Genomic DNA, 13,101 nt, shown 5'->3' with positions numbered 1-13,101 from the left:
TATTAGCCCAAATATGCTTTAAGCATCCAAACCAGCTTTTCTTGCTCTGTAATATAGTCACTCATCAGCGAAGCTGTACCTTCATCCTCAGCATCTGAAGCTTGCGTCAAAATAGCGCGTTGGGTCTTGATTAGTTGTGTAAAACCATCCAGTAGTATTGCAACTGCTTCAGGTCCATTCTGTACGCCCTTTGCCTCACTGATCTCACTAATTGATAGATAGTCACTAAACGCATGAAGCGGTGTACCTTCAATTGTAAGTATACGTTCTGCTAACTCGTCAACTTTGAGCAGTAATTGGTTGTAAATCTCTTCAAACTTAACATGTAACTCAAAAAACTCTCTGCCTTTGATATTCCAATGAAAGCTGCGGGCATTCATATATTGAATTTGGTAGCTGCTTAATAACGTATTTAGAGACTCTACCAGCTGCTGACTTTTTTGTGCGTCTAATCCAATGCTATTACTCATATTTTTTCTACCCTAAGTTAAGTTGTGCGGTGTGCACCGCAGAAATAATGTATGTTGAGAGGCTGTGCTCGCATCAACGCTATGACATCTAGTTTGGCTTAAGCTCAGTTACTTGGCCAACGAGGAAAAGCGATTGGCGTCATCGAAAAAGGTGTTTGCACTAGCTTAAAGTTTGCCAGTTTGTCAGGTAGCTCTTTACTTGCTTGATCCATCGCAATGAGTCATGAGAGGGAATTATTTGTACATATGACGCTTGATGTAGGTCAATTTTTATACTCTCTGTAAGGCCATAATGAGAGGGCAAAACGTCCTATTCATTATTAACCTTTATCAATTAGGGCGTTAGAATTATCAAGGAGAGCACTATGAAAGGTAAAACAAAGTCACAGCATAGAGGCGAGCTTACCGTCGTTGTCATTGCATTAGTTGCTTTTGTCGTTGGTTTAGTGGGCCACCTTGCAGGCGCAAGTTACGCTAATTCAGACGCATTTGGCTATTTAGCAGCACCTGTGCCACTGATTATGGGTATCATCGCTTTAGTTGCTTACAAAGTTGCACAAAAAGCAGACAAGTGAGTTACTCATCACGGTGTAAAATTTCAATGATGTAATCCATTACACTGCGCGAATAAATTAAAGTGGTGTGGCTGAGGTGAAATATTTTGTGCTCAGCCATGCCTTTTAGTTTGGTCTCATCTAGTAAAACAGTCCCGTCGGAGCGACTGCCCTTCTGCAATAGGGGCATCAAGCCTATTGGAAGGTCGCCGGCAATGCTATAAAGGCGGGCACTAAAGGGCCATGTATTGGCCTCAGTCAACAAGTATTCAACACTGTTTTTTAACAGCCTATCAAACCCTTTATCATGCATATGTTTGGCAATGGCACTGCCTTTGTGAGGAGTGCCTAAAGTGATGACTTTTTTAACACACAGGCTTTGTTCAGAGGCATTCATTAAGTAGTCTCTGGCGACCAACCCGCCCATTGAGTGACACACTAGCGCAGTAGGTTGATCATCAACAAACTCATCAATCTTGCGAAATATGGCTTGCTTGTCTGGGTCGAGTGTATTGTAGGTAAGGTTGAGGATATCGCAGCCCGTTTTTTCCAAGCGCTTACACAGCGGTTGCATCACAAAACCCGACATATATAAACCGTGTAATACGACCACCCGCTTTACTTTCATGGCTTCCCCTACTTTAAACGCTGCGGCGTAATTTGCACGCTATGCTCTGTATTGCTTAGCCATATTTCGCCATCTTGAATGGTCGCTGTCAAATCCATCGAACGAGCGAACAGTTCGGTCATCTGTGATGTTGCACTAAAAGGTAAGCTGAAAACAGCAAGGTTATTGTACTGATTTGCCGCAGATTGGTTTTTCTTCCACCAGATCTCTTGGGTGTTTTCACCATAGGTATACAGCACCACTTGCTTCGCTTTTACCGCTGCTTTTTTTAGTCGTTTTTCATCCGGTAAGCCAATATCGATCCAAAGCTCGATATCGTCAGTGAGATTTTTTTGCCAAGCCGCAGGTTCATCATCTACACATAGGCCTTTAGTAAATGACAACTCTTCATTATATTGCAGGATATACGCAAGTAAGCGCACCATTAAACGCTGTTCATTTTCTGATGGGTGCTGTGCAATAGTTAGAGACTTGTCGGTATAAACATGTCTGTCCATGTCGCTGATATTTAAATGTGCTTTTAAGATTGTCGATTTTAGTGCCATGATAGTGCGCAGAGAGTTTTTAAAGCATCAGTATATCAAGATTTATCTATCTGGTGCGTTTTACGTTAAAATAGCCACAGATTTTAGTTTTGGAGAGATTTTTTATGGCCATCCAATGGTTTCCTGGGCATATGAATAAAGCGCGTAATGAGATCAAAGAGATCATGCCGCAGATGGATGTCATTATTGAAGTGCTCGATGCACGTATCCCATACAGCAGTGAAAATCCAATGGTAACACAGCTACGCGGTGATAAACCGGTCATCAAAATCTTGAATAAAGCAGATCTTGCCGACTCGGATATGACCAAAGCTTGGATGGAATATTTTGAGCAAGAAGACGGCGTAAAAACGCTTGCTTTCGGCCATGACAAAGCGGCAGAAGTACACCGCATTAATACGTTATGTAAAAAACTTGCGCCACACAAAGTGGGTCAGGATAAACAGCTTAAAGCCATGATTATGGGGATCCCCAATGTTGGCAAATCGACGTTAATTAATATTTTAGCGGGCCGCATTGTGGCGAAGACGGGTAATGAGCCTGCGGTCACCAAAGCACAGCAGCGCATTCGCTTAGATGATGGCATTATGTTGTACGATACCCCAGGTATGCTTTGGCCAAAAGTAGAAAATGAAAACTCTGGTTATCGATTGGCTGCAACAGGGGCCATTCGTGACACGGCCATTAATTATGAAGAAGTGGCGAGTTATACCGCAGAGTATTTATTGAAGGCTTATCCGGAGTTATTGCGCAGCCGCTACAAAATTGATGAGTTACCAGAGTGTGACTGGACCTTTATTGAAATGGCGGGTCGTAAGCGCGGGTGTATTCGCGGTGGTAACCAAGTCGACACACATAAAATGTCTGAAATCCTCATCAATGAATTACGTGATGCAATCCTTGGACGTGTGACTATGGAAACGCCACAAATGCGAGAAGATGAAGAGCAGATGGTGGCAGAAATTCGTGCTGCAGCAGAGGCAAAAAAAGCAGCGCGTGAAGAAGAAAAGCGTCAGCGCCGCGCTCGGGCAAGAAAAAACCGCCGATAAACTAAGCGGCTTCAGCGAGCACTGAGCGATTTCGGCCAGTGCTCTTGGCTTTGTATAATGCTGCATCGGCACGTTTTAACAGCCCATCTTCCGATTCGTCAATATGATACTGGGCAATGCCCATGCTTGCCGTTACTTTTACCTCACATTGGCTTTGCGCTAATGTATTGTGAATTTGTTCCGCCAGCGCTTGGCCGTCATTCAAAGTCGTTTTAGGCAACAAGATTACAAACTCTTCACCCCCCCATCGACAGGTAAAGCCACGGGACCCCACGACGGTTTTACAAATCTGTGCCACATGTGCGAGGACTTTGTCACCCACTAGGTGCCCATGGCGGTCATTGACTTGTTTAAAATGATCAACATCTAATATCAGCATGACCAAGGGAGTAAATTGGTTACGTGCTTTGTTTAGTTGTGCTTGTAATAAAGGTTCAAACGCTTGGCGGTTATAGGTATTTGTGAGCTTGTCGTACGTTGCCATTTTTTCTAAGCGCTTTTGGTAGTGGTTAAATGTGAGCTGAGCACTAAATAAAATGACCGTAGTGATAACGACACCCATGAGTAAATTGATATACAAAGTGTCGGAAAATGAGTTGTCTTGATTGAGTGATTGTTCAACGACTAAGTACCAGCCAAATTGTTCTAAATAACGAGAGTTGATGAAAATGGTCTGTTCATCTTGCTCTAAGCGCAGTTTATAGTTTTTCTTATTTAAGAGCTTCGCGCTGTGGCTGCCAAACTTATCCGTAATGGTATCATCGGTGAACGTCGAATCCGTGTAAAAGAGCAGGCGGCCTTTGTGATCAATAAAATAAACTTTGCGATTATATATATGCTGGTATTTGTCGATGAGGCGTTTCAAGTGATCGAGCTTCACACCAACACCAGTGATGCCTAAAACTTGCTCCTGAGGTTGTATTTTATGGTTCACAAAGACGATGGCTTGATGGTCATCCCTCGGGTCTAGATCCACATTGAGCGTATATGCATGTGCGTTATCCAAAGTTTCTTGATACCAGCTATCTTGCTGATCACGAGTGTTGAGCTGAGTTACTTGACCATCGTAACGATAATAGGTTTTATCATCACTGGTGACCAAAAAGCTGGTCACGGCATCGTAGTCGGCACGCGTCTGTCTTAGATATTCAAAGAGCACCCGCTTATCTTCGTTCTTTTTTGCGAGCCAAGCATGTAAAAACGTATTGTTGGCCATTTGCGAAGAAATAATGATAGGGGCTTGCAGTTGTTTTTGTAGATCGGTGTGAATTAGGTGGCTAGTGAGGGGCAGTGCATCATTCTCAATTCCCTGAAACAACGACTGTTTAGCAATGATCAAGCTAAACCAGCTCGTGAATATGAATCCGGTGAGTAGCAGTATCGTCAAAATTAAATTATATCGATAGCGTGTTTTGGTCATAGTGGATGGCGCGTAATCAAGGAGACGCAACTCTAACAAGGGTACAAATGCAACGCCATTACACTTGATTACAGGTACATATTTCCGAAAATAAAAAAGGCCCTGTTAGGGCCTTTTAGGTTCATATCTACCGTCACCGATATGAGCAATGTAGCAAGTAAAATAGTAAGTCGGTTGTTAGTGAATTACTTTAAGGGGCGTTAAGGTTCTTCACTGACAACCTAAAGCTGTTTTCGTGCGCAACACGTGTTTCGGGGTCGAGAAACAAATTTGAGTACGTCAACAAAGTGAGTGCAATTCCGCTTTGTTGAGATTGATTATCAATTAGATTAAGGTGAGTGTCAATACTTATTTGAAAATAATTCTCATTTGTATCATTGGGGTTTATTCAAAGTTTTGTATGGTTGTACAAGTGCGAAAGAGTGGGCGATATAGCAAATTGAATGTCATAGCATGATTAGCGTAGCTGTACTAAAAATAAAAAAGCCCGCTTAAGCGGGCTTTTCATGATCATATCTACCGTCACCGATATGAGCAATGTAGCAAGTAAAATAGTAAGTGGGTTGAGTGTGCTTTACTTTAAGGGGCGTTAGAGCAAAGCACCTGCAACCGTGCATTTTACGTGTGCACCACGTGTTTCAGGGTCTTGAAACAATTTAGCGTACTTAACAAAATAAGCCGTCAACTCACTTTGTTGAGATTGATTATCAATTGTATTTTGATCTGTGTCAATATTTTTTTGAAAATAGTTCTCATTTGTAATTACTGCTGATGAAAAAGTCTGAAGGTGTTTAAAAGTGCTCGTTTAAGAGGATATAGATTCAGTGATACTTAATCATGTACCTAGGCAGTGTACTGGGTGTATGGGTAAATCTGAGGTTCGGAAATAGAAAAGCCCGCGGGTCAAGCGGGCTTTTAGCGTTCATATCTACCGTCACTGATATGAGCAATGTAGCAAGTAAAATAGTCGGTAATTGCATGTTACTTTAGGGGCGTAAAATAACCTGCTTAAACCTAGCGTGTAACGTTCGCTCAACGTGTTTCAGGGTCGAGAAACAAATTAGAGTACTTCAACAAAATAAACCGTCACTTACTTTGTTGAGATTGATTATCAATAACATTTGCTCTGGTGTCAATATGTTTTTGAAAATAATTCTCATTTAATTTTTTGTGAAATTCGTTTTTATTTCAGGCTGCAAGAATATGAAACGGAAATCGCCTTTTAGCCATGTGTTTGGCTGCCATTCCTTGGTTGTAAACTTTATTTCGAGTCTATTTCGGCGTATAACAGTTACATAAAAATAACAAAAAAGGTGGTTTAATGGTCAGTACATTGGGGTTAATCGTCGCACTGGCTGGACTGATTTGGCTCACTTTACGTGGTATGAGCTTGTTTATCTCTGCGCCCTTGTGCGCGCTCTTGGTCGCTATGAGCAGTGGGTTTTCGCTATTTAATGATGTATCGGGGCAAGACTTTGTCACTTTGTATATGGCGGGGTTTAGTGGCTTTATCCAGGCTTGGTTCTTTATGTTTTTGTTGGGTTCTTTGTTTGGTAAGTTTATGGAAGATACAGGTGCTGCAGATGCGATTGCCCGTTACATTACCGACAAAATAGGCATGAAGCATGCGGTTTTTGCGATTGTATTAGCGTGTGCGCTACTGACTTATGGCGGAGTCAGTGTGTTTATTGTGGCATTTTCTGTTTACCCTATGGCATTAAGTTTATTTAAAGATGCCAATCTACCACGTCGATTCATTCCTGCTGTACTCGCTTTTGGATCTGTTACATTCACGATGACATCGGCGGGTTCACCTGAGATCCAAAACTGGATACCCATTAAATACCTCGGTACCTCGCCTTATGCTGCGTGGCAAGAGAGTTTAATTGTGGCGCTCTTTATGGCATTCCTCGGATACTTTTTGCTAGTAAAAATGATTCAAAAAGCGGTGCGTAACGGTGAGCACTTTATGGCAAGAGAGGGAGACCCAATCGAAGATAAGCGCCGTTTGCCTCACCCCGTAACAGGTTTAATTCCACTTTTGGTAGTACTTCTTTTATCGTTTTTTTTGCATGAGCAATTGCAGCAAAGCGCGCTGATTGTCGCGTTACTCGGTGGTGTCTTGGCTATTTTCATTGTGAACTACACACATTTTAAGAACCTGTCCCAAGCGATTAATTTAGGTACTACAGGGGCATTAGTTGCTATTGGTAATACTGCAGCCGTAGTGGGATTTGGAGCGGTAGCCAAAGGGACGCCTGCTTTCCAAGAGGCTGTGGCGCTGATGACTTCTATCCCTGGTAATGAGTTGGTGGGAGCGGCAATAGCTGTGAGTGTGATTGCAGCTTTAACTGGCTCCGCATCAGGCGGTCAGGCCATCGCTTTACCGCTTGTGGCACCGCATTATATGGACTTGGGCGTGGATGCGAATCAATTACACCGGGTGGTTGCCATCAGCTCTGGGGCGCTAGATACATTACCGCACAATGGCTATGTGGTGACGACTGTAAGGGCAATATGTGGTGAAAAGCATCAAGATGCCTACTGGCCATTGGCTGTTTTAACCGTGTGTGTACCATTGCTGGGGGTAGCGGTGATCCTTGGGCTATTTATCTGGTTTTAACCCATTTTCAAACTTAAGTGCTGATTTGATGTCATATAAAGTTCTGAGAACTGAACTATCTTTGAAAGCAGATCGGTTACAAAGCAAATAGATAAAAAGGAGAGTGTTATGCGTTGCCATGAAATTGACTATGAGATCATCGGTGAGTCTATGCAAATGGTTGAAGTTGAACTAGACCCAAATGAAACGGTGATTGCTGAAGCCGGTGCGATGAACTATATGCAAGATGGCATTAGTTTTGAAGCCAAAATGGGCGACGGCGCGGACGTTGACCAAGGATTCATGAGTAAGTTATTCAGCGCCGGTAAGCGTTTGATCAGTGGCGAGTCGTTGTTTATGACGCACTTTACAAATGAAGGCAGTGGTAAGAAGCGAGTGGCTTTTGCGGCCCCGTTTCCAGGCTCAATTTTAGCACTGGATATGTCTACGTTAGGTGAATCTGTATATCTACAAAAAGACTCATTTTTATGTGCTGCGCTTGGCACAAAAGTCGATATCGCATTTCAGCGTAAACTGGGTGCGGGGTTCTTTGGTGGAGAAGGGTTTATTTTAGAGCACCTACAAGGTGATGGTATGGCCTTTGCGCATGCTGGCGGTACGATTGTAGAAAAACAGCTCAATGGCGAGACGCTCAAAGTCGACACCGGCTGTGTTGTTGGCTTCAGTGAAGGCATTGAGTTTGATATTGAGCGTGTTAAAGGTCTCAAGAGTATGTTCTTTGGTGGTGAAGGGTTGTTTTTAGCCACTTTACGTGGCCACGGCACTGTTTGGATCCAGAGCTTACCGTTCTCGAGACTGGCGGATAGAGTGCTTGAATGTGCGCCTAAGCAAGGCGGCAGCCGACAAGGTGAAGGCTCGGTACTTGGTCAAGTCGGTGACATCATTGACGGCGATTAGGCCTTTATTTGGCTTATTTTGCTCAGTTCAACAATGCAATACGGCAATGAATGCGTTTTAATTGCAAATTGACTGCATTTTAATCGACTTCAAGGATGATGTTCGCCCAAAGAGGTGATATACTCCCGCCGAATAATTTTTCTACTTTAAATAGAGTAAAACAATGGCAGATTTATCGAAATACAGAAACATTGGTATTTTCGCGCACGTTGATGCGGGTAAAACTACTACCACTGAGCGTATTCTTAAGCTTACTGGTAAGATTCACAAAACTGGTGAAGTACACGATGGTGAGTCAACTACTGACTTCATGGAACAGGAAGCAGAGCGTGGTATTACTATCCAGTCAGCAGCTGTTACTTGTGAGTGGAAAGGCCACCGTTTAAACGTTATCGATACTCCTGGACACGTTGACTTCACAGTTGAAGTTTACCGTTCACTTAAAGTACTAGACGGCGGTATCGGTGTATTCTGTGGTTCTGGTGGTGTTGAGCCACAGTCAGAAACTAACTGGCGTTATGCGAACGAATCAGAAGTTGCACGTTGTATCTTCGTAAACAAACTAGACCGTATGGGTGCAGACTTCTACCGCGTAGTAGGTCAAGTAGAAAAAGTACTTGGCGCAAACCCTCTAGTTATGACTCTTCCAATCGGTATCGAAGATCAGTTCACAGGTGTTGTTGACGTACTAGAAAAGAAAGCATACATCTGGGACGAGACTGGCCTACCAGAAAACTACGAAATCACTGACGTTCCAGCTGACATGGTTGAGAAAGTTGAAGAGTACCATGAGATGCTAGTTGAGTCTGCTGTTGAGCAAGACGACGACCTAATGGAAGCATACATGGAAGGTGAAACTCCTTCACTAGAGCAAATCAAAGCTTGTATCCGTAAAGGTACACGTGACCTTGCTTTCTTCCCAACTTTCTGTGGTTCTGCATTCAAGAACAAAGGTATGCAACTAGTACTAGACGCAGTTGTTGATTACCTACCTTCTCCAACTGAAGTTGACCCTCAGCCTCTAACTGATCCTGAAACAGGTGAGCCTACTGGTGAAGTAGCGACAGTTGACGCTGAAGAGCCACTAAAAGCGCTTGCGTTCAAAATCATGGACGACCGTTTCGGTGCACTTACGTTCATCCGTATCTACGCTGGTCGCATGAAGAAGGGTGACACAATCCTTAACTCTGCAACTGGTAAAACTGAGCGTATCGGCCGTATGGTTGAGATGCAAGCAGACGAGCGTAACGAACTTACTGAAGCACAAGCTGGTGACATCATCGCAGTTGTAGGTATGAAGAACGTTCAAACTGGTCACACTCTATGTGATCCTAAGCACGAATGTACTCTAGAAGCGATGATCTTCCCTGATCCGGTAATCTCTATCGCTGTTGCACCTAAAGATAAAGGTGGTAACGAGAAGATGGGTATCGCTATCGGTAAGATGGTTGCAGAAGATCCGTCATTCCAGGTTGAGACTGACGAAGATTCAGGTGAAACTATCCTTAAAGGTATGGGTGAGCTTCACCTAGACATCAAGGTAGACATCCTTAAGCGTACTTACGGCGTTGAGCTAGTTGTTGGTCAGCCTCAGGTTGCTTACCGTGAAACTATCACGCAAGAAGTTGAAGACAGCTACACGCACAAGAAGCAGTCTGGTGGTTCTGGTCAGTTCGGTAAGATCGACTACCGCATCAAGCCTGGCGAAATTGGTTCTGGTTTCACGTTCTCATCTTCAGTTGTTGGTGGTAACGTACCTAAAGAATTCTGGCCTGCAGTTGAGAAAGGCTTCAAGTCAATGATGGAAGAAGGTGTTCTAGCTGGCTTCCCTGTACTAGACGTTGAAGTTGAGCTATTCGACGGTGGTTTCCACGCAGTTGACTCATCAGCAATCGCATTCGAAATCGCTGCTAAAGGCGCTTTCCGTCAGTCTATCCCTAAAGCGGGTGCACAACTTCTTGAGCCAATCATGAAAGTTGACGTGTTCACGCCAGATGACAACGTAGGTGACGTAATCGGTGACCTTAACCGTCGTCGTGGTATGATCAAAGACCAAGAAGCTGGCGCAATGGGCGTTCGTATCAAGGGTGAAGTACCTCTATCTGAAATGTTCGGATACATTGGTCACCTACGTACTATCACGTCTGGTCGTGGTCAGTTCTCAATGGAATTCGCTCACTATGCACCATGTCCGCAAAACGTTGCTGACGCGGTAATCGCTGCAGAGAAAGAAAAGAAAGCTGCTAAGTAATTTATTACTTAAGCTGACTTTTTAAAAAACCGCCGAAAGGCGGTTTTTTTATGTCTAAACTTTATATGCCAAATTTTGCAATTCTGACGCTTCAAGTCACCACCTAACAAAACGTTTATGTTTAATTTCTTATTTTAAATAAATCATTATAAAGTTTGGATTTTATATTTATTTTTAGTACCAAAATATGGTTTTACCATGTTTTATACTCTTTTATTTATAAATAATATTACTCAAAAATATCATTATTTTATAAGTTCATGAAATGATTAGCTTTGTTTCAATAAATGAAATTATTTGCAATTGTTAACCTATTGTATTTGGTTAAAGATATTTTTTATGAATTTACATTTCTTTACTTAATTGTTTAATTTTAAAGGGCTTTTATTTTGTTTTAGTGATTTATGCAAGAATTCATAAAAGTATTCGGATTCATTGCAATTGATATATTATTGAAGAAAAAAAGACTTTCATGCTTGATTTAGGGACAGTGCGAATTTATCATATCCCGCTATTAGTATTACGTTGATGAGTTGAGTAAAATTTGGAGGTACTCATGAAGACAATCAATTTGCGAATTAACTGGTTTGTATATTCGATACAAATACTACTAACCGCATTATTCTATATATTATTTTCAAGTTTTGGAGTTTCGCAAGTAGCCAATTTAATCGTTGGTGCAAGTACACTGTTTATAGTTACCTCGCTGCTGCTTATCCAAATGAAGAAAAGATATGTACACATTGATAGAGCGGGCTTTAGTTATAAATACTTATCAAAAACGCATTACTTGCATCATGATGAAATCGCTGCGATTAAAGTGACAAAGATCTTGGGTGCAAACATCGTATCTGTGGAGCTAAAGTCTAAAAAGAAAGTGATGTTCTTGTTTTGGTCTGTTGATATAGAGGATATACAGAAAGCGGCCAAACTATTTGACTGTGAATTAATCGGTGAAGTGCCGTCGCAAGTGAAAGCATAAAAGAGCGCCTATGGCGCTTTTTTACTATTAAAAACATCGGTTTATTATAATGCTAATAAAAGCTGTATAAGGCAGCTTCCTGAGTCATAAAAATCAATCCAGTATAATAAGCTTTGATGCAGTTAAAGTAAGATAACCCCTTTAATAACTCCCGCTTTGTTGTTCAAAATAGAGTATCGTTGTCGCTAAATCGATTTATTGCATACTTACCTATTGAGCTGATGATAATACTCAATTAGTGTGTGCATTGACTATTCTTTGTCAAAACCTCTATCAGGCGAAACTTTTATTTAAGCCCTATAAACTCATCTTTTCATTTTTAAATTAGTCTTTTTTCTTGGTTTGGCTTTAACGCTTAATCTTCGCATTGCTACTTAGCTCTCATACTAGACTTGGTTTAAGTGACATCAATGGAAGGGAGACACCCATCTCTGTGTATGCTTGGTATTGATGAAATTATTGCTAGGCCTCTTTGTGTTCCATGGTGTGCAGCGAGTTTGGCCTGCTAAGCAGTATTGGGTATATCTATAGGAAGAGTATATAGTCTGTTCTAGACGGTCATTGGGGATAAAGGAGCTAAGGCAAGGGGGAAACTTTTTGAGCAAATTTAGATGTCGTAATATAGCGAAAAAAGAGCAATGTTATTGCTCCTTTTTACGCCAAGCTATGCGCTATTTTTCATTCAACCAAATTGCGACTTGTTTAGCAAAGTAAGTCAGGATGCCGTCAGCGCCTGCTCGTTTAAATGCCAGCAAAGACTCCATTACCGTCGGCTTTTCAGCTAACCAGCCGTTATCAATGGCAGCTTTGTGCATCGCATATTCGCCACTAACTTGATAGGCAAAAGTGGGCACACCAAACTCGTCTTTAACTCTACGGACAATATCTAGGTAAGGCATACCAGGTTTTACCATGACCATATCCGCGCCTTCTTGTAGGTCGAGTGCTACTTCACGTAGCGCTTCATCTGAATTAGCTGGGTCCATTTGGTACGTCTTTTTATCAGCGCCTTTTAGGTTACCTGCTGAACCTACTGCGTCTCTGAAAGGACCATAGTAGCTTGAGGCGTATTTTGCTGAGTAGGCCATGATCCGAGTATGGATATGTCCGGCTTCTTCAAGGGCATCGCGGATCGCACCGATGCGGCCGTCCATCATATCTGAAGGTGCAACCACATCTGCGCCTGCCTCTGCGTGAGATAAAGCCTGTTTAATTAAAATCTCTGTGGTGACATCATTAATAACATATCCTTCTTCGTCGATAATACCGTCCTGACCATGCACTGTGAACGGGTCTAAAGCGACATCGGTTATTACACCCAATTCAGGGCATGCCTCTTTTAAAGCTCTCACAGTACGTTGAGCTAGCCCCTCTGGACTGTATGCCTCCTCGGCCATGAGTGACTTTTTATCTGAAGGAGTGACTGGGAAAATTGCAACTGCTGGCACACCCAATTTTTGAAGTTGAATTGCTTCTTCAATCAGCAAATCAATAGAAAGACGGTCTACTCCGGGCATAGATGGCACCGCTTCGCGACGGTTTTTACCTTCTAAAACGAAGACAGGATAGATTAGATCGGCAACGGTTAGGGTGTTTTCACACATTAAGCGTCGCGAAAAGTCATCACGGCGCATGCGGCGCATGCGTGTGTAAGGAAAAAGATCTAGTCCTGATTGAGCCAC

General features: G+C 42.4%; 11 protein-coding genes. 6 read left to right on the top strand and 5 right to left on the bottom strand.

Annotated elements, in window-relative coordinates; genetic code table 11:
- Window positions 1–2: 2 nt before the first annotated feature.
- Entirely contained in the window at window positions 3–470 is a 468-nt protein-coding gene (locus A7985_RS23040; protein WP_065792766.1) for a Dps family protein, read from the bottom strand.
- A 365-nt stretch (window positions 471–835) separates the two neighbouring features.
- Between A7985_RS23040 and A7985_RS23035 the strand changes: the two genes are divergently transcribed.
- Entirely contained in the window at window positions 836–1,045 is a 210-nt protein-coding gene (locus A7985_RS23035) for a hypothetical protein (RefSeq protein WP_065792765.1), read from the top strand.
- A 1-nt stretch (window position 1,046) separates the two neighbouring features.
- Here the strand turns inward: A7985_RS23035 and A7985_RS23030 are convergent, their stop codons facing one another.
- The gene (locus A7985_RS23030) at window positions 1,047–1,652 is read right to left on the bottom strand and encodes a PGAP1-like alpha/beta domain-containing protein (protein ID WP_065792764.1); all 606 of its coding nucleotides are present in this window, start codon (window positions 1,650–1,652) and stop codon (window positions 1,047–1,049) included.
- Window positions 1,653–1,660: 8 nt separating this feature from the next.
- Entirely contained in the window at window positions 1,661–2,197 is a 537-nt protein-coding gene (locus A7985_RS23025) for a YaeQ family protein (RefSeq protein WP_065792763.1), read from the bottom strand.
- Between the two features lie 104 nt (window positions 2,198–2,301).
- Here A7985_RS23025 and ylqF point away from each other — a divergent pair, with 104 nt between their 5' ends.
- The gene (ylqF, locus tag A7985_RS23020) at window positions 2,302–3,246 is read left to right on the top strand and encodes a ribosome biogenesis GTPase YlqF (RefSeq protein ID WP_065792762.1); all 945 of its coding nucleotides are present in this window, start codon (window positions 2,302–2,304) and stop codon (window positions 3,244–3,246) included.
- A gap of 1 nt (window position 3,247) precedes the next feature.
- Here the strand turns inward: ylqF and A7985_RS23015 are convergent, their stop codons facing one another.
- Window positions 3,248–4,666 (bottom strand): sensor domain-containing diguanylate cyclase, encoded by a 1,419-nt coding sequence (locus A7985_RS23015; protein WP_065792761.1) that lies wholly within the window; start codon window positions 4,664–4,666, stop codon window positions 3,248–3,250.
- 1,321 nt (window positions 4,667–5,987) lie between these two features.
- Between A7985_RS23015 and A7985_RS23010 the strand changes: the two genes are divergently transcribed.
- From A7985_RS23010 to A7985_RS22995, 4 genes are all read left to right on the top strand, one after another.
- On the top strand, window positions 5,988–7,289 hold the full coding sequence (locus A7985_RS23010) for a GntP family permease (RefSeq protein ID WP_065792760.1): 1,302 nt from the start codon (window positions 5,988–5,990) through the stop codon (window positions 7,287–7,289).
- A 108-nt stretch (window positions 7,290–7,397) separates the two neighbouring features.
- Window positions 7,398–8,186 (top strand): TIGR00266 family protein, encoded by a 789-nt coding sequence (locus A7985_RS23005; protein WP_063357341.1) that lies wholly within the window; start codon window positions 7,398–7,400, stop codon window positions 8,184–8,186.
- Between the two features lie 163 nt (window positions 8,187–8,349).
- On the top strand, window positions 8,350–10,437 hold the full coding sequence (gene fusA / locus A7985_RS23000; RefSeq protein WP_065792759.1) for an elongation factor G: 2,088 nt from the start codon (window positions 8,350–8,352) through the stop codon (window positions 10,435–10,437).
- A 556-nt stretch (window positions 10,438–10,993) separates the two neighbouring features.
- Window positions 10,994–11,419, top strand: a complete 426-nt coding sequence (locus tag A7985_RS22995; RefSeq protein WP_065792758.1) for a hypothetical protein — start codon at window positions 10,994–10,996, stop codon at window positions 11,417–11,419.
- A 671-nt stretch (window positions 11,420–12,090) separates the two neighbouring features.
- Here A7985_RS22995 and hemB read toward each other — a convergent pair.
- Window positions 12,091–13,101: a porphobilinogen synthase gene (hemB, locus tag A7985_RS22990; RefSeq protein WP_065792757.1), complete on the bottom strand. Its 1,011-nt coding sequence runs from the start codon at window positions 13,099–13,101 to the stop codon at window positions 12,091–12,093.

The organism is Pseudoalteromonas luteoviolacea, from assembly GCF_001696455.1.
GTDB lineage: Bacteria > Pseudomonadota > Gammaproteobacteria > Enterobacterales > Alteromonadaceae > Pseudoalteromonas > Pseudoalteromonas luteoviolacea_C.
The sequence above is the reverse complement of the archived record's forward strand: the minus strand, read 5'-3'. Positions and strand labels throughout refer to the sequence as shown.

Excerpts from the sequence above, each read along its gene's own strand:
- A7985_RS23040 (WP_065792766.1), bottom strand. The coding sequence starts at position 470 with ATGAGTAATAGCATTGGATTAGACGCACAAAAAAGTCAGCAGCTGGTA.
- A7985_RS23035 (WP_065792765.1), top strand. The coding sequence starts at position 836 with ATGAAAGGTAAAACAAAGTCACAGCATAGAGGCGAGCTTACCGTCGTT.
- A7985_RS23030 (WP_065792764.1), bottom strand. The coding sequence starts at position 1,652 with ATGAAAGTAAAGCGGGTGGTCGTATTACACGGTTTATATATGTCGGGT.
- A7985_RS23025 (WP_065792763.1), bottom strand. The coding sequence starts at position 2,197 with ATGGCACTAAAATCGACAATCTTAAAAGCACATTTAAATATCAGCGAC.
- ylqF (WP_065792762.1), top strand. The coding sequence starts at position 2,302 with ATGGCCATCCAATGGTTTCCTGGGCATATGAATAAAGCGCGTAATGAG.
- A7985_RS23015 (WP_065792761.1), bottom strand. The coding sequence starts at position 4,666 with ATGACCAAAACACGCTATCGATATAATTTAATTTTGACGATACTGCTA.
- A7985_RS23010 (WP_065792760.1), top strand. The coding sequence starts at position 5,988 with ATGGTCAGTACATTGGGGTTAATCGTCGCACTGGCTGGACTGATTTGG.
- A7985_RS23005 (WP_063357341.1), top strand. The coding sequence starts at position 7,398 with ATGCGTTGCCATGAAATTGACTATGAGATCATCGGTGAGTCTATGCAA.
- fusA (WP_065792759.1), top strand. The coding sequence starts at position 8,350 with ATGGCAGATTTATCGAAATACAGAAACATTGGTATTTTCGCGCACGTT.
- A7985_RS22995 (WP_065792758.1), top strand. The coding sequence starts at position 10,994 with ATGAAGACAATCAATTTGCGAATTAACTGGTTTGTATATTCGATACAA.